Genomic DNA, 23,729 nt, shown 5'->3' with positions numbered 1-23,729 from the left:
ATAAAAATGAGATAAATTGCCGTCAAACAAGAAAAATAGTGCAGATAATATCGGGATATTAACCAGCTATTTGACGACGTTTGGCAAGATTTAGCCATTTTTAGCCCATTTAGATGACTATCGAGTGAATTGAAGACACGCCCTAAAAGTAGTGAATTTTATGCTATTTAAATTAACGTAATTGAGAGCAATAAATCTTATATGACAACTAATATCCTTGATGATGAAGACTCTAATAAATCAACACACATTGAGCTGTTAGAGCCGATTAGTGACATGAGAGATAAAAACGATAGGCAGTTTATTACCGCTTTGGCACGCGGCTTAGAACTGCTGCGTTGTTTTACCCCGCAGCGCCCTTATTTGGGTAATCAAGACTTAAGTCAATTGACTGGCCTGCCTAAAGGGACGATCACGCGACTGACTTATACCTTAGTCAAGTTAGGATATCTAAAGCAATCGACCAACAGTAGTAAATATCAGCTTTCTGCCGGTGTGTTAGGGTTTGGCTATACGATGATGGCAAATGTCTCTATCAACAATTTAGTCACCCCGTATATGGAAGAACTGGCAGATTATGCCAATAGTGCGGTCGCTATGGCAACCCGTGACCGCCTGAGGATGGTATATCTCAATGTCGTACAAGGGTCTGGGACGACTACCATGCGACGTAATGTCGGCTCATATCTACCTATTCATTTAAGTTCGATGGGACGCGCATGTTTGGCCAGTATGCCCGCTGCTGAGCAAGAATTTATCCTTGATGCCATTCGCAGTAAGTATAAAGATGATTGGTTAAAGATTAGACGCGGACTGGATAAAGCCTTTAGAGATTATGACGACTATGGGTATTGCTTCTCGATTAGTGAATGGCAAAAAGACGTCAACGCTGTCGCTACCGCCATCATGCATCCGACTGAGGGCTTACTGACTTTTAATTGCGGCGCACCCAGTTTTGTTCTTAGTCGTACTAAACTAGAAGAAGACATTGCCCCTCGGTTGCTTCATATGAAGAATAACATCGAGAGTAATATTTATATCAGCTAAGGCGGATGACCCGTTAGCGTGGCAAAAATTGAAAACTCAATCGTACTACTGTCGTTCATTATCCAAAGTTAATCGTTTTTGAAATCCCTTTAAATTTTAAGATTTAAAGGGGTTTTTAATGGGTAATCGATAAGCTTAAAATATTAGGGTCTGTTGAACATTCAAATATTTAGTCAGATAACAATACATGCTTGCTCTTTTGGTAAGCGGACAGACCGCCCCCACCTAACTCACGACCGATGCCGCTTTGTTTAAAGCCACCCCACCCTGACTCAGGCAGCACGATTTGTTGTTCATTGATCCAAACATGACCCGCTTCAATCTGTAATGCCATCGCCAATGCGACCGTTTCATCAGTACTGACAATGGTTGCCGCCAACGCATATTTGCTGTCGTTGGCCAAACGAATGGCTTCTGCATCGTCTTTGAAGGTTTTGCTAACCAATACTGGTCCGAACACTTCTTCGAGCCACAATTGGCTGGTTACAGGAACATCGATATAAACAGTGGGCGCGGCAAAATATCCTTGCCTAGCTAATATTTCTCCACCAGTCAGGCAAGTAAGATGTTCGGCAGTCGCAATATCACAGTATTTTTTTACTTGCTTAAGCTGTTGCTCGCTGACCATTGGACCCATCTGAGTGACTGTATCAAAACCATCACCAACTTGCAGGCTTGCGGTTTTCACTTTCAACGCTTCAAATAAAGTCGGTGCGATACCTTCATGAACAAGCAATCTAGAGGTCGCTGAACATATTTGACCAGCATTGGTAAATACACCGCCAATGATCAGGTCACAAGCGTAGTCGATATCGGCATCCGCGCGCACCACAATAGCAGACTTGCCACCAAGCTCAAGACTGATGTCTTTGATGCTCTTTGCCGCTTGGGTCATTACCTTTTCACCCACCACATTACTACCAGTAAAAGAGACTTTATCAATCAGCGGATGACTGGTCATGGCAGCACCAACTTCGGCAGCACCGGGCAAAATATTAACCACGCCCTTTGGCAGCTCGATACTAGACAATATATTGCCCAGCATCAATTCTGGCAATAAGGTCACCTCAGAAGGCTTTAATACCACTGTGCAGCCTGCTGCTAGCGCTGGTGCCAACTTCCAAGAGGTCGTCACCATTGGAAAGTTCCAAGGTACAATCAATGCGCACACGCCAACGGGCGCAAAAGTCTTTAGCAGACGAATGCCTGATTCATTCGTGGGTACTTCCGACCACGTTTCTTGATCTGTTATCAGGTTGGCATAATAGCGATAACAAGCGATAGCATCACCGACGTCTATTTTTGCCTCTTCGATGGGCTTACCATTGTTTAAAACAGACAATCCAACCAATTTGTCAAATCGCTGCTCCATAGCGTCAGCAATCGCATGCAAATAATGCGCACGCACGCTTACTGGGGTTTGCGACCAATTTGCATAGGCAGCAAAGGCAGCATTGACCGCTGTTTCTACATGGGCACTGGTACATAAGCGTGTCGATGCTAACACCTCACCAGTATTTGGGTCATATAGATTCTGCATATCAGTGTCTTCGCTATCAACCGATGATGCTTCGATGGCAGTCCATTTACCATTGATATAGGCCGCATTTAATACCACTTCATTTTGCATTGTCTCTTTTGCAATTTGTCTGGTTATATCAGTAGCATTTGTCGTTTCCATGATGGTATGTCCTCTCTCATTGTTTATTCGTAGCGTATTTATTGATAATGATTACGGGTGATTGACGCTACTGCCTATCTGCGCAGTCAATGGCATCAATCACCCGCCAAAAATCACTGTCGCTTACCCTATCCTAACTTTGTCACGGGGTCTTCTGATTAATACAGGAGATGCGCTACTGAGGTAATAATCACTAGGCTAATCAAAGTACGAAGGATGAAAATCATAAACAGCTCTAACACATTAAGCTTAATGTTTGATTTCAAAATCAGCGCACCCACTTCAGACATATAAATAATCTGCGTAATAGAGCATGCCCCAACGATGAATCGTGTCATTTCACTCTCAATACTCTTACCGACCAACGCTGGTAAGTACATATCAGCAAAGCCCATAATCATGGCAGGCGCCGCTTCTGCCGCTTCTGGAATTTGTAGCAATTCAAGCAAAGGCACGAGGGGCGCAGATATCCAGTTAAATACTGGCGTGTACTCTGCCAGCCCTAGACCAATGGTGCCGATAGCAAAAATAACAGGAATCAGACCAAAGTAAATATCAAATAAATTCTTTAGGCTGTGTTTGAACACACTTGCCAGACTTGGCATAGAATACGCACGCGTCACAGCACGATTTAGCGCCCACTGCGGCATACTATACTGAGTAGGAATCTCTTCATCTAGCATACATTTGCCAGAATGATAGGTGTCCGCTTTCAGTGATAATGGCGGGATGCGTGGCATGATAATGGCTGCTATAAAACCAGTCAACGCGATGGTCAGATAAAAGAAGACAAAGTTGTTGTCTACGCCAATTGTTTTCGCTACGACATAAGTAAAAGCGATTGAAGTTACCGAAAAAGTTGTGGCAATAACCGCCGCTTCACGCTGGCTATAATAGCTTTTGTCATACTCTTGCATGGTCACTAGCAAGCCGATAGAGGCCGCGCCAAACCAAGAAGACATCGCATCTACCGCTGAGCGTCCGGGTAGTTTAAATAGTTTGATAAAGACTTTACTGGCTAACGTTCCCAAAAACTCCATCAAACCAAAATCCGTTAAGAACGGCAAGGATAAGATAGCGAAGAAAAACAAAGGAATCAAAATCGGAATCAAATCTTCAAAAATAACGCCGCCGGTATTACGGTTAATAATAAACTCGGGGCCTACTTGTAAAAATATCATCCAGATAAATACTGCGCCCAAAAAACGAGCGCCAAACCACAACCACTCAACATCGAAGAGCTTCTTTATCATAGAGTCTTCGTGCAAGGTAGGTCGTAACAGCTTGACCGCGAGTGCGCCAACAAAAGAGATGGTAACGATCGCCAGTGCCACGTAAGCCACATAACCGCCTATCCAGCCTTGTAGTGCATCGGTCAATACGCCCAATAAAATAGTAACCTTGCCATCCCATTGAAAGGGAATGATAAATAGCGCGATACCAAGGGCTGAAAATAAAATAAATTTCCACAATGACGCTCGCCATTGCTCGCCCTGTGGTGTTTTTGGATCGACAGCATTATTACCTAAGACTGGCTGCTGTGACTTACTGATATGACTCGTCATTTAATTCCTCCATGATAGGCGACGACCGCCAATTTTTCCATTTTGCTGTCTGACCAATGCCTGGGTTTAGCGAATTAGTCGGATCTAGTTTTTTATAAAAATTATGTAGTGCAGATTTTGCGGTATAGACATGTCCCACGTTGTGCTCAGCAGGGTACTCTATACGACGCCGATCATAAAACGCCAATAGCTCATCCTTGAATTTTTTTGCATCCACTTCAGGGTATAACAGATAGTCTTGATGCATGACATGACAGAAAAAATGCCCCAAATAAAAGGTTTTACTTACCTGCTTTTGTAAGTCAGTAGGTAGCACCTCATCCCAATCTACAGCATTCCTTGGTAAGGCAATATCAGTCGCTAATAGCTCGCCAAACTTTGTGTGGTTAAGATTGTGATAACGAAACATGGCAGCGGTTGCCGCACTGCGAAACACCGATAATGCTTGTGATTCTTCGGCTGTACAAAGATGTACGACGCCTTGATGCTGCTGCATATGGGACTGTAGAAATGCTTGAGCGGCGGCAATATGCTGATTACTAGCCTTAGCACTGTGATTATCATCGTCACTATCACTATCACTGTCATTCGCGACTTTGATGATTAGATGATAACGGTACGAGAGCGCTTGCGTGCTTAAAGGCGCAGGCAATGATGGCGGCATAAAGGTCGATACCATTTGTAGCACCCGATCTGGTAAAGTCTGAGGCAGTCGCCATTTATCCAAATAATAGCCAATCTTGGCTTGTAACCGATACAACGCGCCTATCTTACTGGCTGGCAGTTTGCGCATACTTAAACAAGTATCGCGGCCATAGCGCATGGTTATATCGTTATAATTTTTGTGCATGTATTCTGCCAAAACAGGCAGGTTCAGCTCGCTTTTTAACCACTGCTGCCTGAGTGTGGTCAAGGTATCAGCGTCATTGGTCGAGATATAGAATGTTTGCTCTTGCGCTGGTTTGGCAAATGTCGCGACTCGAACCGCAAAGACGATAACTTTGCCTGCTGAACCAGAGGCTTCATACAATCCGTTAGGATCATTGTTAAATCTGGCAGGTGTGTCTGCCTCGCAATCACGCACTTTGTGTTGATAATGATAGTTTGTACAGGACTTACTGTTGGCACTATCTGGATTTTTATTGAACGTGCCAGCTTGTAGGTTTCCAAGCATCTCTTCTGGATCGACACCTAAATCAATGCCTAAGTGATTGATTAATTCAAACTCACCCATAGCATTACGTTTGGCAAATAGTGACATCTCGGTATACGCCGGACCACGCTGCACCAACATACCGCCAGAGCTGTTGCAAATACCGCCAATCACCGAAGCACCAACACAACTAGAGCTCAGCACTGAATGCGGCTCACGCCCCAAAGGTGCAAGCTTGTATTCTAATTGCTGAAGGGTCGCCGCTGGCAAGGCAACAAGCTCTGCTGCGTCATTGAGCAGATGAACACCGCCCAATAGTTGCGTAGAAATAACGATGACTGGTCTGTCATACTTCCCATACGGCGTGGAGCCTCCGGTCAACCCTGTGTTAGCAGCCTGAGCGATAATGATCACATCAGATGCTGCACAGAGGTTAATGACGCGCCATAGCGCCACAAGAGAATGAGGGGTCACCACTGCCAAGATAGCATCTGTGATAGCAGCAATCGCCCCTTGTATATATGACTGCTGCTGACTAGGCTTGGTCAATACATTGGGCGCGCCAGCAACGGCTGCTAAGTCTGTTAACAAACTTGCCTGCGACGCATTCCAACTATTAGACGAGTGGTTAGAATTTAGCATTGCAGACATTTTTCCTTGAGTGACTAGCCTTTAGTACCGTTAAGTCATTACCATCAGCTAAAACAGATAAAGTCCTTGCCTATCTCAGTCAGAAAATCATCGGCTTCATCAACTTCATAAATGAAAGGCTGCTTGCCGTTGATGTCCTTTTGCAAGGCGTCTAGCAGTTGCTGCTTATCGGTAATTCGGCGATAACCTGCACCAAATCCTGCGGCTAATGGCTCAAAATGTGGCGTCTTAATATTGACCCCAATCAGTGGTAGACTACCCTCTTCCATATAACGACGAATCTCACCATAGCCTTGGTTGTTCCACAGCAGGACTATCAATGGTAGCTCAAGCTCGGCAGCGCAGATGAGTTCTGCAATGGTAAATTGAATACCGCCATCGCCAATAAGACTAATAACTGGCGATTTTGAGCCAATCATGGCACCTATCGCGGCAGGCAAACCGTAACCTAGCGTGCCAAACCCAGTCGACGAGTTAAACCATTTTCGGGTTGCTAATGCTTCAAAACCAAGATTGCCACTATAGACAGGCTGCGTTGAATCTCCAACAAATATGACGTCTTTTACTTCATCTCGAATCAGCTGAAGTAGCGCATTTTGACCAGCAAAGTCTGGGGTCATTTCTGCTAACAATGCCTGTTTTGCCTCGGCGACTCGTGACACCGCTTTATGATTCAACGCTTGGTTTTCTAAACGTGTGCAAAGGCCACTTATAGCCATTTGCGCATCGGATAATACGGCGATATCCGCTCTAAAAGGACGATGCAGTTGCTGAGCATCGCAGTCGATACGAATCAACGTGCCATTAATTTTAAACTCGCCATTGAAAAAGACATCATAGTCCGTCTCGCCAAGCTCAGTGCCAATGGCCAATACCAAGTCAGCCTCGGTGATAACGGCTCGACCTGCTGCTAATGATTGATTGCTGCCTAAGCTCAACGGATGAGCGGGTGGTAGCAGACCTTTGGCGTTGATGGTCAAAAATGTCGGCGCATCGATCAGCTCTGCCAGTTTTTGTGCATCTTTATTGACATCGACGCAGCCACCACCATAGAGCAACACTGGATTTTTTGCGGTTTTGAGAGACTCGATAATTAAGTCAAGCTGTGCAGGATTGGGCAGCGGTCTTATTACTCGAGGCAGCGTTGAGCTATTCGCATCAGTTTGGCTGGTTTCCGGACTATTCAAGTAAGGCGTTAAATCAGGTGGCTTGGCGACATGGCTGGCATCGGCGGTGATCACATCGATTGGCAGCTGGATATGCACTGGCCCCGGACGTGCACCATTGAATAAGGCAAAAGCTTCTGCGATGACCTTGGGTAGCGACTCAGGCTTCCAGATGGTTTTGCTCGTGAGTGCCACCTTGCTGACCATGCCTTGCTGATCATGCAATTCATGCAAGTGCCCTTCACCGCTGCCCGTATCTGCCACTTTATTGACACTAGAGATCACCAGCATCGGTATAGAATCCGCCAATGCTTGTGCCATGGCAGTCATAATATTGGTCATGCCAGGGCCGGTGATGATAAAACACACGCCAATCTTGCCAGAAGCACGATAGTAGCCGTCAGCCATAAACCCAGCGCCTTGCTCGTGACGCGGCGTCACATGGCGGATATTGGTGTTTGGCAGACCACGATATAGCTCGACCGTGTGCACACCGGGTATGCCAAATACGGTCTCTACGCCATAGTATTCTAACCACTGTACCAACAGCTCACCGCATGTCAGAGATGGGGTTGCAGGTAATGAAGAAGACGTTTGCGTCAATTGGGTCATGAGTCAGTTATCCTAAAAAATGTAATAAGTATTAAGTTAAGATTTTTATATTGGCTAGCTGTTTGTTTTAAATAGTTATTAAATGCTACAAATCACAATTCATGGTGCCGTAACCAATCATCAATCATGATATTTAAACGTTCACCTGAAAAACTGGGAAAATGACCACCGTGTACAACACGCACAGGCAGTGCATTTAAGCGGCGCATACTCTTGGCATAATCGGACATGTTGCTGTGCCACGTATCTTCGATCAATGGGCCGTCATAGATCAGATCACCAGAAATCAGAGTCTCGCTAGCTGATTCCCACAAGGCAATACCACCTGGGGAGTGACCGGGTGTATGAATCACTTCAAATTGACGATTGCCCAAATCAATCATGTCACCGTCTTCAAGTTGCATTATTTTCGCTGGTGCAGCAATTTTATAGCCGCAATGAGCATAAGGCTCAGGAGGTAACGCATCAAACATCTCATCGTTGACGAACATATCAGCTAAAGTACGTGCGTTATCTGGCTCAGCGAGAATATGGGCTTCAGCAGAATGTACGTGACAGCAGTCAAATTCACTTGCCGCGCCAATATGATCAAAATGAGTATGACTGGCAACACCAACGATATCGCGATCAGCAAGCAAAGCAACGTGGCGGCGCAATGGTACAGCCCCTAATCCAAAATCGACTAATAAATCGCGCTGACTTCCTTGCACGTGCCATAGATTACAGCGAAAAAACGGCTTGATCCACGGCTCATCGATGAGCGTAATGCCATCGCTAAGTGTTGTTGTTCGATACCAGTTTTCTGGTTTGATTCGTGGTAATAACTGTTCACTCATGAGTTCGCTCCATTAAAGGCATGATTGTCTTTAAGAACACGCAGGTCTTTAAGATAGTCTTGATGCGTGCGACTCTCATCGATGCAAGCGAGATCGATATCTACTATCAGGGTGCCAGCCGCTAAGCCAAGTCGGCCGAGCACCTCACCATCCGGACCAGCGACGATACTATTCCCACAGTAATGAAGCGTTTGTTCTACACCTGATCGGTTAATACAAGCGACAAAGCATTGATTGTCCATTGCTCGAGCGCGTATTTGTAGCACCTGCCGCTCTGCATTTGGCAACATATTTGCCGTCGGTGACAGTATGATTTCTGCCCCTGCTTGTGCCAGCTCTCTTGCCACTTCTGGAAACTCATTGTCATAGCAAATCATCAATCCTAATTTTCCGAATCGAGTATCAACCACACAAGATTGCTTACCTGCGACAAAGAACTCATTTTCGCGGCCCCATAAATGCCGCTTATGATAAGTGGCAAGGTGCTGACCGTTATCATCTAACAATAAGGCAGAGTTGCTAAACTCACCATCAGCACCCTGCTCAGCAAGGCCAAATAGCAAGTGCAAATTATATTTATCAGCAAGCGTGGCTACTTCGGTCACGATTGAGCCATCAGCAGGTTCCGCTAGGCTATCAAGCCGCTCAAAGATGTTGTAGCCTGTGAATGCCAGCTCTGGCAGTGCCAATAAGTCTACTTTGGCCTCTGCTGCTAGGCGACATAATGACTCCAATGCTTTTAAGTTAGCAGCAGGTTCAGCCCATAAAGGATTTGTTTGAGCAATCATCAATCTCATAATGAAGGCTCCTTTTGAGCGGAAGTGATGGCATCACTAGGACGAGTAAATAAAGTAGCACCTAACCAGTAAAGTCCGCCAGTGATGATAAAGACAGGTAACGAGGCACCAAAAGAAGGAGGAGAGATCAAAGTCCAGTAAGCTGCAAGAGCAGCACCAATTAAATAAGCCGCGATAGCAATCTTTGCCGTAGGACGGCCCAATTGTTTAGTAGAATCAAGCAGTTTTGCCGTATAACCTTCTTGACCCACAAGGTAATAATCAACAATCATGACTGAGAATGCTGGGATGAACAATGCACCAACGATTAACAAGAAGTTTTGGAACTGATCTAAAATACCAGGAATCAGTGCACCAAAAATAGTGACTAAGCCAATGATAAGTGCAGGTTTCCAAAAGCTCATGTTAGGCGCTATGTTCATGCATGATAGTGTTGCGCTATAGACTGCCATCACATTGGTTGTCATGACTGAGAAGAAAATAACCAGTGCAGCTGGTAAACCAAAACCAAATTCAGCAAGCAAACGAGTCGGATCGTAAGTCTGCTCCATGCCATTTAGGATAGAAAGCCCTGAGATTGTCGCACCCAAACCCATCGCAACGATAGCAGCCACGATATAACCAAAATAAGTACCCCATACTGCAATTTTTGAGGTCTTGCAATTGCGATTGTAATCGGCTGCCGAAGACATCCAAGAAAACGCAGTGGCGATGACAATATCAAAAGCGATACCTAACGTAATACCATTACGCGACTCAACTGGCATCTCAAATAGTGTAGAAACATCATAGTGCTGATTTAACTGATATAGCACCACGACGGTAAGACCTGCCATTGCTAATGCTGCCCAGCGCTCGACAAGCTCAATACCAAGGTGACCACGTAATACAATCAACACCACGACTGTCTCACACAGAATGACAAATAGTGGCAGATTGCTATAGCCTGTTGTGGCTTCAACGGCATAGTTAAGGCTCATGCCAGCGAGCAAAGCCTGAATACAGCTCCACGCGATGAGCACGCCCATGTTTACCAATGAAATTAACTGACTACCCAATGACCCATAAGCTCTACGTGTGAGCGCCATCGATGGTAAACCAGTGCGCTGACCCATTAGACCAACTAAGAGTAACGGAATGGCACCGATCAATGAGCCGATGAGTACCGTCGTTATAGCAGTAGTAAACCGCAAATCAGGTACCAACAGCATCCCAGTTAAAATAGTCGTGACGACTATATTGGCACCAAACCACAGCGCAAACGTACCAATCGAACCTAAACTGTGTCCAGCCTCATTTGGAGAGAGCGTATCTTGACCAAAAAATGAAGAGGGTTTGCTCATTGCGGTCTTCCTTAACCAAATTATATTAATACCAGCAACTCAAATACACTGGTGACGATGCCGTTATCCGCTCATATACCGTATTGGGATAGCTACCCTATACGCCAAATCTAGCTAATAAGAGATTGTTAATGATCCATTCTTTTATGGTTATCATGATGAGACACAGCTATTAGTAAACAGCCTTTACTTTATCGTCATAGCGCACACCCGGTAGGATACATAGCATCTCAAACAATAAGTTCGCTGCCAGTACTGAGGTGTTACCGAATGGGTCATACGGCGGTGACACTTCTACCAAATCGCCACCGACTACTTCCAGTCCGCGCATACCGCGAATGATTTCTATGGCTTGAGTTGAGGTCAGACCACCGATTTCAGCAGTACCCGTACCAGGCGCAAACGCTGGGTCAATACCATCGATATCGAAACTTAAATAGACAGGTCCATCGCCTAGCTTTTCGCGCACTTCTGCCATGAGCGGTGTTAGCGACTTGTACCAGCATTCCTCAGCAGGTACAACGCGAAAGCCTTGCTGGGTTGACCAATCAAACTCTTCGGCACTATAACCAGTACCACGCAGACCGATTTGTACTACACGGTTACCATCGATTAAATTTTCTTCGACAGCACGGCGAAATGGGGTGCCATGAGCGATTTTTTCACCAAACATATCATCGTTGATATCTGCATGCGCATCGATATGCACCATACCGACAGGGCCATGTTTTTTGGCAAGCGCACGCAAAATAGGCAAGGCAATGGTGTGATCGCCGCCTAGTGTTAGAGGAATAGCGCCATGTTTGACGACTTTTTCTGTATAGAATTTTTCGATGATATCAACACTTTTTAGCAGGTTGAAAGTATTGATAGGTACGTCGCCAATATCAGCGACTTGTAAAGACTCAAAAGGCGCAGCACGAGTAGCGACATTATAAGGACGAATCATGCGTGATTCATCGCGTATCTGTCTTGGTCCCAATCTAGCACCACTACGGTTGGATGCACCGATGTCCAAAGGTACACCAACGAAAGCCACATCTAATCCTTCTGCATCAGCCTGAGTCGGCAGGCGCATCATAGAAGCAAAGCCGCCAAATCTTGGCATGTCGTTGCCGCTTAATGGTTGATTGAATTTCATAAATCACATCCTTGTTTTAGTGTGTCGGTATAGCCAATTTGTTATATGTCACTTTTTATATGACTCTGACAATACCTAAATAATTGAATACAAACCATGGTAAAATTTAGAAGTAAACTTCTGATTTTTCGTAGTAAGTTAGATTTAACCGTTATTATCAGAAGTTTGATATAAATTTTATGCTAAAAAAGTGATGAATAGAAAATTCATTTTGATAAACATCACAAGTGCTGAGGGATAATTACTGATGCTAGATGAATTGATAAAAATAGACATCAAAACCTTGCGTAGCTTTATGGCAATTGTAGAGTGTCAGGGCGTGACAGCCGCCCAGTCGCGCTTAAATGTGACGACCTCTGTCATTAGTGGTCATTTGGCCCATTTAGAAGACCGCTTGGGTATGACGCTTTGTCATCGTGGACGCGCGGGTTTTAAGCTGACAGAAGATGGTGCAGCAGTATATGAAGCTTGCTTGAGTTTTACCGAAGCGGTTGCCAGCTTTCAACATCAACTGCACTATATTCGTCAATTAGACTCCGTGCATGGCGGTCACATTCGATTGTGTCTCATTGATCAAATGCCGACGTTTTTTTATGATGCCTTGCGCCAATGCTTGGCTGCTAGTTATCGTGACAATCCCCTTATCCACTTTTCTATCGATGTGCAAAGCCCTGAAAGCATGCTAGAGAAGCTGCTAAGCAACGAGAGTGATATTGGTGTGGGATATTTTGGCAGTTTTCCACCGCTACTCACTTTTCAGCCAGCATTTATTGAAAAGCAGGTGGTTTGCTGTGGACGCGAGCATCGATTATTTTATGAATCAGAAGGGCTAACCTTTGAGGGTTTGGAACAAAACTATCCATGGATAAAACGAGGCTATATTACTGATTTGAGTATCAATCATGTGCGCCCAAAAACTTTGAGTGCCACCACTTACCATATGGAGGCTACCGCGCAGCTGATTTTGGCAGGTCATCATGTTGGTTACCTGCCCAATGACTTAGCCAAACGTTATGAAGAGATGGGACTGATGAAAATACTACTGCCCACCGAGGCCAGTTATGAAGTCAAGCATCATTGGGCTTACCGAGAAAACTTGCACAAACAGGTCGCTGATTTTTTGAGTCAAATGATGCGTCTATTATCAAAAAGCTCGCCAAAGCTGTAAATGACTAAGGCGTGGCCTAATACGAGCCAGCTAATATAAGCCAGCTAATATAAGCCAGTTTAAATCATGGCTCATCACCAGCAACGATAAATGGCTATATCGCTATAGTCGGTTCAATTTAAAAGTGGTACAAGGCAACCGAGTGTAGAGGTATACTTAATACCTCAAGCGAGGTTAACGCTATAACGCTTTTATAGTGGATTGATTAGATTGGTTGCTCCTGACGCTTTAAGCCAATGGTTCTTAGCTTGCCTTTATCATCCATTTCTTTGATGACCAATGACCACTTATCATTAATAGCGACGGTATCTCCTGAGACCAGTGCTGTACCTAGATTTCCTGTCACATATTCAGCGACCGTTTGTTCCCACATGTTTTTTGGGCTGTCAGAGTCAGACTGTAGGCTGTCTACCAGTGATTCAGATTGCATCATAGCCGTAAAGAAGGGTAAATCTCCAAGCTTGACGCTAGGTGATAGTAGCCAGTCGCCATAAAAATCATCGATGACTTTACGATCTAATGTCGTATCATTGAAAATTTTAGCGATTTTTCTGGCATGATCGCCACGCATGGCGTACCAGACACCGTCACCAAATTTCAGCTTCGTGTCTTCGTCAACGACCACGATTCTCTGCCTACGTACCAGCGCAAACACACTAATCTCATCAGAGCTAATGCGTTTAGAGATATCCATCGGATGACGACCAATCGCAAATGCCCCTGATTGAACTTCGAATTCATACAAAGTAATACTTGCCTTATCCGATACCCAAACCTCATGCTCCTCTTTTGGATCATCATTGGTCGGAATCCGCACCTTAAACAAGTTGGCCATGATAGGAATGGTTGTACCTTGCAAAATCAAGGACAAAACTACGACCCCAAAGGCAATATCAAACAGCATGAAGGCGTTATCTATCCCTGCCATAACAGGCAATATCGCAAGGGTAATAGGTACTGCCCCGCGCAAGCCAACCCAAGAGATAAAGCCTATCTCTCTGTCTTTAAATTTAAAAGGTTTAACGCTGGTATAGACGGCGATAGGACGGGCAACGAAGATCATAAAGGCGGCAATCGCGACTGAATAATGCCAAACATTGATGACGTTTGATGGGGTGACCAATAGTCCTAACACTACGAAAAGCACCGCTTGTGATAACCAAGCAAAGCTGTCCATCACTCGCATCACATGCTCGGTGGAGCGTACCTTGTGATTGCCAATCATCACACCCGTGAGATAAACCGCTAAAAATCCACTACCGCCAATTAGATTGGTCGCGGCAAAGACGGACAAGCCAGCAGATAGTATCAAAATAGCATACATGCCTTCTGCTAAATGTATCTTGGGCAATAATCGAGACAGCAAATAACCGAATAGCAAGCCCATCCCTAGCCCAAAGCTCAACTGCTGGAACAGTAATATCAAAAAGCCAAATACTGTCTGTCCCGCTGGATCAACATTTAGAGCGATAAGACCCGTCACCAATAAAATAGCCAACGGATCATTGGCACCAGACTCTAATTCGAGTGTGGCTTGGACGCGATCATTGAGCTTGACACCGCCATTACGTAATAGTGAAAATACCGCTGCCGCATCGGTTGAGCCAACGATGGCTGCCATCAATAGCCCAAAGCGCCAATCGACATCGAGTAGCCAAGTCACGAAAACGCCCAGTATCATGACAGTAGCGAGGACACCCCAAGTAGCGAGTGTAACGGCAGGCTTAAGACCAACCCGAAACGACTTAAAAGAGGTGCGCAAACCACCATCTAATAAGATACAGGCTAAGGCTGCTTGCCCAACGAAATTGGCGATACCATATTGAGAAAACTCAATACCTAAAATACCCTGCTCACCTGCCAACATCCCTACCATCAAAAACAACAGCAATAATGGAACGCCCAAACGCGCGGATAATGTACTGGCCATGATACTGGCAAAAATTAACAATGCCCCTACTAGGTATAGGATATTTAAGGTATCCATCTTTTTTAAGCCCTATTTTTATCAATGGTGATGAATTAAGTTGGTGCGAAAATATTACAATTTAATCTTTTACCTTTACCAGTAGACGCCACATCTGAATATTAAAAATATCATTAAGAATAACATCTACTATCATTTCTACAAAAACTATCTATAAAGATTTTTACTAATACTTGCTCTCATTTTAGTCATGATGATACAAGTGAGTTTGATGACATGCCCTCAGCCCTATAAATACAGTTGAAACTGTTTGGCATACTCTTTTCAATACTGACTAAGCCTGAATGTATTGCCATGTTAGTACCAAAATAGCAGCTGCTATTGTCCAAGCAACGGTGCCCAATAAAAGTGCCTTATATAAGCTGACATAGCTGATGCTAAAAAACACTACAAAGGTATAAATAAGATGCGGGATGACGCCAAGCATACTAAATATCAATGCAACCCTTAAATCAGCAGGACTACGCTCAGTACCGACGATGAAGTGACTGATTAATGTAAAGGTGGGGAAAAGTGGCGCAAGTGCCGCCAAATAAAAAAATCGAGTTTGCGCAAATAATTGAATCGCCAGTACCATTAAAGCGCCAATAAGCATTTTTAACCAAATCACGACGGGATCATCTCCTGTTGAATGCTGAGGGCTGAGGGCTGAGGGCTGAACATAGCCCAATCCACCATGATACTAAAGTCTGCAAAGCGATATAAGAGGAACAACAGCTTAATTGACTTACATCATAAAAAGGCTCAAAAAAACCCCACCTAGCAATGCTGCTAAATGGGGCGATGACTGATAATTGTTGATGCTATTTGCGAACTAATTAATCATTTTTTGGCTTCAGCGCGGCACTGATATCTGCAAGTAATGGCGGGATATCATGCTTGTCCGCGATCACCTCGATCATCACTAATTTATCCGTGGTAGCAGCGGCCTTGTCGAGGGCAGATTTTAGCTCACCTGCCGTTTCTACTTTGAGTATGAGACTGTTCTCTTTGTTGGCACCAAACGCTTGTGGCATGATCTGCCAATCACATTTAGGAATATCATTGTAGTATTGGTTTTCGCCATGAATCGCACGCTCCACGGTATATCCATCGTTGTTAATTAAGACGATGACTGGATTGATACGCTCCTGAATCATGACCGCCAGTTCTTGAATAGTCAACAATGCTGAGCCATCACCGATTAATAGAACACTGCGCTTGTCTGGCGATGCGATAGCGGCACCTAAGCTGGCTGGCAATGTGTAGCCAATTGATCCCCACATCGGTTGCCCATAAGAGGTCACCCCTTCTGGCAGACGCACATCACTGATACCAAAATAGGCCGTTCCTTGTTCTGAAAACACCAAATTATTGTGATCTAAGCGCGCAGCAATGATATGCCACAGATCATCTTGGCGGATGGCTTCATCGTCTTTGCCGTTTTGTTCATGAGGATTGACTGGCTCACAAAAAACTTTCGGTACGATGTTAATGCCTGAGGTCATCACTTCATGTAACGCTTGCAACGCATCTTTGAGTGCAATCGGTGCAAAATTCTTACCGCTAATGGCAGCACGCTCGTAATGTAAATCTACGACCACATCCTCATTGATATCTTGGCTGAATCCTGCGGTAGTCGTATCGGTATACTGCACCCCTACTTTGATCAGGCATTCACAGTTTTCTACCGCATCTTTGACCACAGGACGCGAGGCAACACCTGCATAAGTTCCTGCCCAACGATCACTGTTTTCATCAAGCAGCGTTTTGCCCCAAGACAGTGTGGTATAAGGAATATCGGTATCAGCGATCAGTGCTTTGAGCTGATTTTGCAATCCTAAACGATGTACCATCAAATCTGCCATAAGCATCATGGTTTTGTTTGGCAAAAACTCCGTCAAGGCTTGTTTGAAATCTGCCAGTGCCGCTTGACTGGTGATATCTTCTTGGCTGTCAATCAGCTTGGTGGTTGGTGGATAGATAGGCTGACGCGCAACATCAGGCGATAGTAACAGATAGCCGGGGCGATGCTTTTTGAGCACCAGACGAATGACACGGTCAATCTCTGAGGCCGCGTTTTCTGGTGTAATTTGCGCCCGTGCCACGGTCACAGGCTCTACCATTTTAATAAAGTGATTGAATACGCCATCACCAAGCGAATGATGAATACGGCGCTTTGAGTCTTGTAGAGCGGTACTTGGTGCTCCCACGATATGCAATACAGGCGCGTACTCAGCAAAAGAGCCTGCCGTCGCGTTGATCGCTGATAACTCGCCCACACCAAAGGTCGTCACCATCGCGGCAAACCCACGCTCGCGTGCATAACCATCAGCAGCATAACCGGCATTTAGCTCATTGGTATTACCTACCCAGCGCAGCTTATCAGATGCGAGAACATTGTCTAAAAAAGTTAAGTTGAAATCACCAGGTACGCCAAATATCTCAGAGGCGCCCGCTTCTGCGACACGATCAAACAAATAATCGGCGATGGTATAGTGTTGACTCATTGTATATCCCTATGACTTATCTTTATAAGTATTGATAACTGTGAATGTGATTGAGGTTAAATTATAAAGTGCATCCCAGCTTATTTATGTAATGCAAAGCTTTTGGAATACATATTATAATAAACTGTTATAACATACATTTATGGCTAGAAGACACGCCTATTTTATTAACTTTGGTTTTTTTCGTCATGGGTGTTGACACACCAAAAAAACTGCGTATAATACGCCATCATCAACTGACGATAGTTAATTGATAATTAGCGGGAATAGCTCAGTGGTAGAGCATAACCTTGCCAAGGTTGGGGTCGAGAGTTCGAATCTCTTTTCCCGCTCCAAATATGGCTTGAAAAAGCACTAAAAGCCTCACTCCTTAAATAGGAAGTGAGGCTTTTTTTTGTCCAATTTTTGGGCTTTATAGGAGATTTGATGACACGCCTTAGAAATTTCTAATAAATTAGACCTTACAGGCCACACTAGCAGCTTTTGCTTTTTCATAGACACTTTCAGCATCGAGTCCTAATGCGCTTACATCGTCTAAGTATTTCTGTGTTCCTTTTAGCAGAGGTCCTTTCCAATCTGGATCATTAAGTGGATCTGGAATATCAATGATCTCATCACCTCTATCTTTAGCAGCTTGCAAACCTAATAAATCAGTTCTATCCCACATCTCACCAACTTTCTTAGTAAGAGCCATACCTGAGTTATCATCAATGACCTTTTTTAAATCATCAGGCAAACTTTCATATTTATCTTTATTCATAGTCATCATCAGAGCAGAACTATAAAATGGGATATTGGTATGATATTTGGTTAACTCATCAAGCTTGAAAGTTGTGATCGCCTCCCATGGAAAGCTTAATCCATCAACCACACCGCGCTGTAGAGACGTATATATATCATTGGCAGGTAAACCCACAGGAGAGGCACCCATACTTTCAATAATATCACCTGCTACAGCAGATGGCCTGCGAATACGCATCCCTTTCATATCTTCGGGAGTTCGAATAAGCTTATCAGCACTATGTAATGTACCAGGGCCGGTAGCGAACATAAAAAGGAGATGTGAATCTTCATATTCGCTAGATATAGTGCCATTTTCATAAAGGGTTTGCAGCATACAACCTGTCTGTGTTGATGAATTAGACAAACCGGGAAGCTCTGCAATCTGGGTCAGTGGAAAGCGGCCACTAGTATAACCCTGTACTTGAGAACCGATGTCAATCGTTCCCTTTACTGTGGATTCATAAGCGGTATCTGCTTTACTGAGTGTTGCCGATGGATATACCTCAACCTTAAGACGACCATTAGAATCTTCTCCAATTTTTTTGGCCCATGGCTCAAAGATTTCTTTATTAACATCAGCAGTGGCGGGATAAAAATGGGAGAAACGTAGAACGGTAACTTCTTGATTTGAGGCAACTTCGCTACTGTTATCAGATTGGCCAGAACAACCAAAAAGGCTAATAGCTGCTAGTGCACCTATCGAAAAAAAAGGTGCTAATTTCATTATCAATTCCTTTTGATAGCAATTATTTTTTTGACATTTGATTGATATTAAGACTTAATTAATCTGCCTTAAAAGACATAAGCACTTTAAATTAAAACTGCTTAACATTCAAAACGCTACTTAAAATTAACAGCTAAAATGATAACAGTCAAATCATTTAACGACGATTCTCTAGAAGTGATGATATAGCTGATACTACGTAAAATGGATACACGACATTATGATGCGTGACTGGCAAAAAAATTATTCATGAATTCAAAGAAGAAACTTAGCTCACGATTGACCAACGAGCAGATAGGAATGAAGCGTGATTTAATATCATGATTAAAAGGCTTTAAGTTGATAAACCTTACTATGATAAGTTTGCCAAGTTTGCTTGTGCGATTTTTTAATATAGATCATGACAGGTTGCGCAATATTTATATCGTTAGTATCATCTCAGTTTTGAGATGACTCAATTACAATTAGGAAAAACCTTATGGCAAAATTAGAATCAAACATCGAATTAGAAGCCGCGGCATTTCGTCGCTTACTAGCTCATTTAGACGAGCGTAAAGATGTACAAAATATCGAACTGATGAACCTTGCCGACTTTTGTCGTAACTGCTTATCCAAATGGTATAAAGCGGCTGGTGAGGAGCGTGGTATTGAAATCGAATACGAGGATGCACGCGAGCTTGTTTATGGGATGCCTTATGCTGAGTGGAAAGAGAAGCATCAACAGAAAGCAACACCAGAGCAATTAGCACGTTTTAACGAGATTGAAGCTGCTAAGAAAAAATCGGATTAAAACTGACAGTGATAGCTCAAATAAAATAAGCCATCACTAGATAATTATATCAAGAAAGCGAGTATTGCCGCTAGATTAGCGGCTTTCTATAGATTTGAGTATGCTACTAAACCCTATGGTTCCTTGTTTCTGCATTTGACGGTCAAATAGGCGACCGATTAATGGCAATGGTACAGTCAATCGACCCTCAGATATCCAAGTCACGTGTGTGGTGCCATCGCCCAAGTCTTTTAAATCAATGACGCCTTTATCATGTTGCATTTTTATAGGTTTAGCTTTTTCGATTTGGTATTCCATATGAGTAGGACGCTCAAACGCCGTAATTCGCTCCCAAAACTTAACAGGTCCCGTTTGAATGCTACGTAAAGCCCCAACGCCATTGCGCTCCTCGTCACCTTCAGCCACTAGCTTAGCAACCCCCACAGCTTTAAATGAGCCATAACTGGCATGGTCACTCAGTGCTTCAAACACCTCATCAATCGGTTTTTTGACAATGCGTTCTACTTTTATTTTAAACATAATATTATCCCGTTAAGATCAAAGTTGAAATTATTTAGCTTACTGACATTTAAAACATGAATAAAGCAGTCGCACGTCAAAAACTTATGATCGCGAAACTACTACCGCTTAGACCCTCGGCCTTTTGAAGGACGCCTGCCATTGGTAGCAGGTTTACCATTACCTCCAGATTTACCATTACCCCCTGACGGCTTACCACGACCAGCAGGACGCCCATCTCTACCTTTAGAACCCGCTGGTTTTCTAGCATCATCCTTGGCGTATTTTTTATTTCCCTTTGCCGCACCCGCTGGTTTTGAAGACGACTTTGCTTTTGACGAGTCATCAGTACGAGAGTTTTTTCGTGGTGCATTACGAGATTTCTTAGCCGGTTTACTATCTTGCGAAGAAGAATCTTCTACAGACTTAAGCAAAACAGACAACTCTTTTGGCGTCAAATCTCGCCAGTCTCCAACGGGCGTACCCTTGAGACTTACATTCATAATCCGTGTACGCTCAAGCTTCACAACTTCATAGCCAAAATGCTCACACATACGGCGAATTTGACGGTTCAGACCTTGCACTAGCGTGATGTTAAACACATTGGGCGCTACTTTAGTCACTGGGCATTTTTTCGTCATTTTGCCAAGCATCGGCACACCACCGGCCAAACCCTCAATAACACTATCGGTTAACGGCTTATTGACCGTGACCAGATACTCTTTTTCATGGTTATTACCAGCACGTAGCACCTTATTGACCAGATCGCCATTATTGGTCAAAAAGATTAACCCTTGGGAATCTTTATCCAAACGACCAATGGGGAAAATACGTAAACTGTGTCTCACAAAGTCGACAATGTTATTTTTCTCAGAGCTTTCTGTGGTGCTCACAATGCCCACTGGCTTATTTAAGACAATAAACACAAAATCATCTGTCTCTCGTGGCTCGATGAGCTGCCCGTTAACTTTCACCGCATCTCCAGCAACCACTTGCGCGCCTACTTGAGCACGCTTGCCATTGACGTACACATTACCTTGCTCAATAAAGCGGTCAGCGTCTCGCCTGGAGCAAATACCACTTTCGCTGATGTATTTATTTAAACGAGTCGAGGAAGCGTTGAACATAAAGCACCGTTTTACCTGATAAGAAGCGTTTTTTGCTAAGAAAAAAGCCTAAATTGAATGGATTATCAATAACGAAATAGCTCACATTATATAGGAAATTGAGTGACTCTTTGAGGAGAGATGGGTAAGAACCTATAAACATATCCAGAATCGTATAAATCGCAGCGGTTGACTCAATAAAGCCAACGTTAGCACACCGTTACTCAATAATCATTAAGCCATGATATTATTGGCGTATGATATACACGATAAATTTGATCATCTTATCTATACTATATTTAACCATTACTATTGAGCCTCGTTATGCCCCAATCTCGTACCAATCTAAACCCTGAACCCAAAACCAACTCGCCTTATTTAGTCGGTGTGCTGTTACGTTACAGTACTTTTGCCGCTGCTGTCTTGCTGTTTTTAGCAGGGCTATTATTGATGAATTGGTGGCTGATTATTCTTGGCGGGTTTGGGGTATGTTTGGGGATTTATGACGTTATACAGTCAAAGCATGCCATCTTGAGAAACTATCCAGTGGCTGGGCATATCCGCTACGTACTTGAAGACTTCCGTCCTGAGATTCGTCAGTATTTGTTAGAAAACGATAAAGAGCAAGTACCGTTTTCACGCCAGCAGCGTGCCTTGGTTTATCAGCGTGCCAAAAACGTTAGCGATACCAATGCTTTTGGCACACTAGACAATCTCTACACCCATGGTAAAGAATGGTTTTTACAATCAGCCATTAGCCAGCCTTTAGAAAACCAAGATTTTCGCATTATGGTGGGCGGTGAGCGTTGTCAGCAGCCGCATGATATGTCGGTATTTAATATCTCGGCGATGAGTTTCGGTAGTCTGTCAGCAAACGCTATCATGGCGCTTAATCAAGGCGCAAAAATAGGCGGTTTTACCCATGACACGGGTGAAGGTGCCATCAGTCCTTATCATCGCAAGTTCGGTGGTGATTTGATTTGGGAGCTAGGTACAGGTTACTTTGGTTGCCGCGATGAAAACGGTGATTTTAGTCCGCAATCCTTTGCCGAAAAAGCCGTCGATCCACAAGTGAAAATGATTGAGATTAAGCTATCTCAAGGCGCAAAGCCTGGTAAAGGTGGCGTCTTACCATCCAGCAAAATCACTCAAGAAATCGCTGATACACGTCAAGTGCCGATGGGGCAAGACTGCGTTTCACCCTCTTCGCATACGGCATTTAGCACACCGCGTGAGCTAGTCGCCTTTTGGCAGCAGCTACGCGAGTTATCTGGTGGCAAGCCGGTTGGCTTTAAGCTATGTATTGGCCAACCTTGGCAGTTTATGGCCATTGTCAAAGCCATGATAGAGACGGACAATTATCCTGATTTTATCGTTATCGATGGCGCAGAAGGTGGTACGGGTGCCGCCCCTGTCGAGTTTATGGACAATGTTGGCATGCCAATGGTCGAAGGGTTTTTATTGGTACACAATACTTTGGTCGGTGCAGGCATTCGCGATAAAATCAAACTTGGCGTGAGCGGTAAAATTGTCTCTGGCTTCGATATTGCCCGTATGATTGCGTTGGGCGCAGACTGGTGTAATTCAGCACGCGGCTTTATGTTTGCCGTGGGCTGTATTCAATCACGCTCGTGTCATACCAATACTTGCCCGACTGGCGTTGCCACTCAAGACCCGTATCGCCAAAAGGCGTTGGATGTGCCGAGCAAAGCTGAGCGTGTTGCAAGCTTCCATAAAAACACCCTAAAATCGCTTGCCAGTATCGTGGGTGCGGTCGGCTTACAACACCCAAGCCAATTACAACCTTATCATATCGCTCGACGCCTCGATGACGGGCAGATAAAGCTATTATCGAAATTCTTTTATTTCACTGATAGAGGTGCCTTGCTTAATAGTAGTGCCCGCGCGGACGTGTTCAATCAGATGTGGGTAATGGCGAACCCTGATAGCTTTTTAGCCAATGATGATGCCCTCATTGCTTATAATAAAGACTCACGAGATAAAGGTAGAGAAACCACCACATCAGCGGAACAGAGTCTTGGGAACTTTGCGAGTATCAGTGGCGGTGGGCAGTTAATTGGCAACGTCAACAATACTTTTCGTGAATTTCCACCTAGCAATGACTGAAAATAGTATTGAAAAATAGTGATGAGTATTTCACTATCCGTGAGCGTTTATATTTTACTCTCTAC

Annotated in this window: 18 protein-coding genes and 1 tRNA gene; 5 read left to right on the top strand and 14 right to left on the bottom strand. The window is 44.1% G+C overall.

What is annotated here, in order from left to right:
- The first annotated feature begins 201 nt into the window (after nucleotides 1-201).
- Complete coding sequence (locus tag JMY08_RS11870; protein WP_201593510.1) at nucleotides 202-1,047, top strand: IclR family transcriptional regulator; 846 nt, start codon at nucleotides 202-204, stop codon at nucleotides 1,045-1,047.
- A gap of 169 nt (nucleotides 1,048-1,216) precedes the next feature.
- Here JMY08_RS11870 and JMY08_RS11865 read toward each other — a convergent pair whose 3' ends face one another.
- From JMY08_RS11865 to speB, 8 genes are all read right to left on the bottom strand, one after another.
- Nucleotides 1,217-2,728 (bottom strand): aldehyde dehydrogenase family protein, encoded by a 1,512-nt coding sequence (locus tag JMY08_RS11865; RefSeq protein ID WP_227679672.1) that lies wholly within the window; start codon nucleotides 2,726-2,728, stop codon nucleotides 1,217-1,219.
- 158 nt (nucleotides 2,729-2,886) lie between these two features.
- A complete protein-coding gene (locus tag JMY08_RS11860; RefSeq protein ID WP_201593509.1) occupies nucleotides 2,887-4,293 on the bottom strand; it encodes a YjiH family protein in 1,407 nt (468 codons plus the stop codon).
- Nucleotides 4,274-6,088: a D-lactate dehydrogenase gene (gene dld / locus JMY08_RS11855; RefSeq protein WP_201593508.1), complete on the bottom strand. Its 1,815-nt coding sequence runs from the start codon at nucleotides 6,086-6,088 to the stop codon at nucleotides 4,274-4,276. Before dld ends, JMY08_RS11860 begins: the two co-directional genes overlap by 20 nt.
- 53 nt (nucleotides 6,089-6,141) lie before the next feature.
- A complete protein-coding gene (locus JMY08_RS11850) occupies nucleotides 6,142-7,875 on the bottom strand; it encodes a 5-guanidino-2-oxopentanoate decarboxylase (protein WP_201593507.1) in 1,734 nt (577 codons plus the stop codon).
- Nucleotides 7,876-7,967: 92 nt separating this feature from the next.
- On the bottom strand, nucleotides 7,968-8,711 hold the full coding sequence (locus tag JMY08_RS11845; protein WP_201593506.1) for an MBL fold metallo-hydrolase: 744 nt from the start codon (nucleotides 8,709-8,711) through the stop codon (nucleotides 7,968-7,970).
- Complete coding sequence (locus tag JMY08_RS11840; protein ID WP_201593505.1) at nucleotides 8,708-9,508, bottom strand: carbon-nitrogen hydrolase family protein; 801 nt, start codon at nucleotides 9,506-9,508, stop codon at nucleotides 8,708-8,710. Before JMY08_RS11840 ends, JMY08_RS11845 begins: the two co-directional genes overlap by 4 nt.
- Nucleotides 9,505-10,851, bottom strand: a complete 1,347-nt coding sequence (locus JMY08_RS11835) for a purine-cytosine permease family protein (protein ID WP_201593504.1) — start codon at nucleotides 10,849-10,851, stop codon at nucleotides 9,505-9,507. The genes JMY08_RS11840 and JMY08_RS11835 overlap by 4 nt, the downstream gene beginning before the upstream one ends.
- A gap of 172 nt (nucleotides 10,852-11,023) precedes the next feature.
- Nucleotides 11,024-11,992, bottom strand: coding sequence for an agmatinase (gene speB / locus JMY08_RS11830; protein ID WP_010199708.1), 969 nt, complete (start codon nucleotides 11,990-11,992; stop codon nucleotides 11,024-11,026).
- A gap of 247 nt (nucleotides 11,993-12,239) precedes the next feature.
- Between speB and JMY08_RS11825 the strand changes: the two genes are divergently transcribed.
- A complete protein-coding gene (locus JMY08_RS11825) occupies nucleotides 12,240-13,160 on the top strand; it encodes a LysR family transcriptional regulator (protein ID WP_201593503.1) in 921 nt (306 codons plus the stop codon).
- A gap of 205 nt (nucleotides 13,161-13,365) precedes the next feature.
- Here JMY08_RS11825 and JMY08_RS11820 read toward each other — a convergent pair whose 3' ends face one another.
- The 3 genes from JMY08_RS11820 to JMY08_RS11810 all read right to left on the bottom strand — a co-directional run bounded on the left by JMY08_RS11820 (nucleotide 13,366) and on the right by JMY08_RS11810 (nucleotide 17,636).
- Nucleotides 13,366-15,147: a potassium/proton antiporter gene (locus JMY08_RS11820; protein WP_201593502.1), complete on the bottom strand. Its 1,782-nt coding sequence runs from the start codon at nucleotides 15,145-15,147 to the stop codon at nucleotides 13,366-13,368.
- A 274-nt stretch (nucleotides 15,148-15,421) separates the two neighbouring features.
- Nucleotides 15,422-15,757 (bottom strand): GlpM family protein, encoded by a 336-nt coding sequence (locus JMY08_RS11815; protein ID WP_227676175.1) that lies wholly within the window; start codon nucleotides 15,755-15,757, stop codon nucleotides 15,422-15,424.
- A gap of 208 nt (nucleotides 15,758-15,965) precedes the next feature.
- A complete protein-coding gene (locus JMY08_RS11810; RefSeq protein WP_201593501.1) occupies nucleotides 15,966-17,636 on the bottom strand; it encodes an alpha-keto acid decarboxylase family protein in 1,671 nt (556 codons plus the stop codon).
- A gap of 260 nt (nucleotides 17,637-17,896) precedes the next feature.
- Here JMY08_RS11810 and JMY08_RS11805 point away from each other — a divergent pair.
- Nucleotides 17,897-17,971 (top strand) — tRNA-Gly (locus JMY08_RS11805).
- Nucleotides 17,972-18,090: 119 nt separating this feature from the next.
- Here JMY08_RS11805 and JMY08_RS11800 read toward each other — a convergent pair.
- Nucleotides 18,091-19,143, bottom strand: a complete 1,053-nt coding sequence (locus JMY08_RS11800; RefSeq protein WP_194619999.1) for a TRAP transporter substrate-binding protein — start codon at nucleotides 19,141-19,143, stop codon at nucleotides 18,091-18,093.
- Between the two features lie 478 nt (nucleotides 19,144-19,621).
- On the opposite strand from JMY08_RS11800, the gene JMY08_RS11795 reads away from it, so the two are divergent.
- Nucleotides 19,622-19,933, top strand: coding sequence for a DUF1244 domain-containing protein (locus JMY08_RS11795; protein ID WP_194620001.1), 312 nt, complete (start codon nucleotides 19,622-19,624; stop codon nucleotides 19,931-19,933).
- A gap of 75 nt (nucleotides 19,934-20,008) precedes the next feature.
- Here the strand turns inward: JMY08_RS11795 and JMY08_RS11790 are convergent, their stop codons facing one another.
- Both JMY08_RS11790 and rluF read right to left on the bottom strand, forming a co-directional pair.
- Complete coding sequence (locus JMY08_RS11790) at nucleotides 20,009-20,452, bottom strand: SRPBCC family protein (RefSeq protein ID WP_010199693.1); 444 nt, start codon at nucleotides 20,450-20,452, stop codon at nucleotides 20,009-20,011.
- Between the two features lie 101 nt (nucleotides 20,453-20,553).
- Nucleotides 20,554-21,558, bottom strand: a complete 1,005-nt coding sequence (gene rluF, locus JMY08_RS11785; protein ID WP_201593500.1) for a 23S rRNA pseudouridine(2604) synthase RluF — start codon at nucleotides 21,556-21,558, stop codon at nucleotides 20,554-20,556.
- A 303-nt stretch (nucleotides 21,559-21,861) separates the two neighbouring features.
- Here rluF and JMY08_RS11780 point away from each other — a divergent pair, with 303 nt between their 5' ends.
- Nucleotides 21,862-23,664, top strand: coding sequence for an FMN-binding glutamate synthase family protein (locus JMY08_RS11780; protein WP_201593499.1), 1,803 nt, complete (start codon nucleotides 21,862-21,864; stop codon nucleotides 23,662-23,664).
- The last annotated feature ends 65 nt before the right edge of the window (nucleotides 23,665-23,729 follow it).

The organism is Psychrobacter sp. Pi2-51 (assembly GCF_904846665.1).
Taxonomy (GTDB): domain Bacteria; phylum Pseudomonadota; class Gammaproteobacteria; order Pseudomonadales; family Moraxellaceae; genus Psychrobacter; species Psychrobacter glaciei.
The sequence above is the reverse complement of the archived record's forward strand: the minus strand, read 5'-3'. Positions and strand labels throughout refer to the sequence as shown.

Bases quoted from the DNA above. Each gene is read 5' to 3' on its own strand.
- JMY08_RS11870 (WP_201593510.1), top strand. From the start codon at position 202: ATGACAACTAATATCCTTGATGATGAAGACTCTAATAAATCAACACAC.
- dld (WP_201593508.1), bottom strand. From the start codon at position 6,088: ATGCTAAATTCTAACCACTCGTCTAATAGTTGGAATGCGTCGCAGGCA.
- JMY08_RS11860 (WP_201593509.1), bottom strand. From the start codon at position 4,293: ATGACGAGTCATATCAGTAAGTCACAGCAGCCAGTCTTAGGTAATAAT.
- speB (WP_010199708.1), bottom strand. From the start codon at position 11,992: ATGAAATTCAATCAACCATTAAGCGGCAACGACATGCCAAGATTTGGC.
- JMY08_RS11810 (WP_201593501.1), bottom strand. From the start codon at position 17,636: ATGAGTCAACACTATACCATCGCCGATTATTTGTTTGATCGTGTCGCA.
- JMY08_RS11845 (WP_201593506.1), bottom strand. From the start codon at position 8,711: ATGAGTGAACAGTTATTACCACGAATCAAACCAGAAAACTGGTATCGA.
- JMY08_RS11825 (WP_201593503.1), top strand. From the start codon at position 12,240: ATGCTAGATGAATTGATAAAAATAGACATCAAAACCTTGCGTAGCTTT.
- JMY08_RS11850 (WP_201593507.1), bottom strand. From the start codon at position 7,875: ATGACCCAATTGACGCAAACGTCTTCTTCATTACCTGCAACCCCATCT.
- JMY08_RS11790 (WP_010199693.1), bottom strand. From the start codon at position 20,452: ATGTTTAAAATAAAAGTAGAACGCATTGTCAAAAAACCGATTGATGAG.
- JMY08_RS11795 (WP_194620001.1), top strand. From the start codon at position 19,622: ATGGCAAAATTAGAATCAAACATCGAATTAGAAGCCGCGGCATTTCGT.
- JMY08_RS11780 (WP_201593499.1), top strand. From the start codon at position 21,862: ATGCCCCAATCTCGTACCAATCTAAACCCTGAACCCAAAACCAACTCG.
- rluF (WP_201593500.1), bottom strand. From the start codon at position 21,558: ATGTTCAACGCTTCCTCGACTCGTTTAAATAAATACATCAGCGAAAGT.
- JMY08_RS11835 (WP_201593504.1), bottom strand. From the start codon at position 10,851: ATGAGCAAACCCTCTTCATTTTTTGGTCAAGATACGCTCTCTCCAAAT.
- JMY08_RS11865 (WP_227679672.1), bottom strand. From the start codon at position 2,728: ATGGAAACGACAAATGCTACTGATATAACCAGACAAATTGCAAAAGAG.
- JMY08_RS11820 (WP_201593502.1), bottom strand. From the start codon at position 15,147: ATGGATACCTTAAATATCCTATACCTAGTAGGGGCATTGTTAATTTTT.
- JMY08_RS11840 (WP_201593505.1), bottom strand. From the start codon at position 9,508: ATGAGATTGATGATTGCTCAAACAAATCCTTTATGGGCTGAACCTGCT.
- JMY08_RS11800 (WP_194619999.1), bottom strand. From the start codon at position 19,143: ATGAAATTAGCACCTTTTTTTTCGATAGGTGCACTAGCAGCTATTAGC.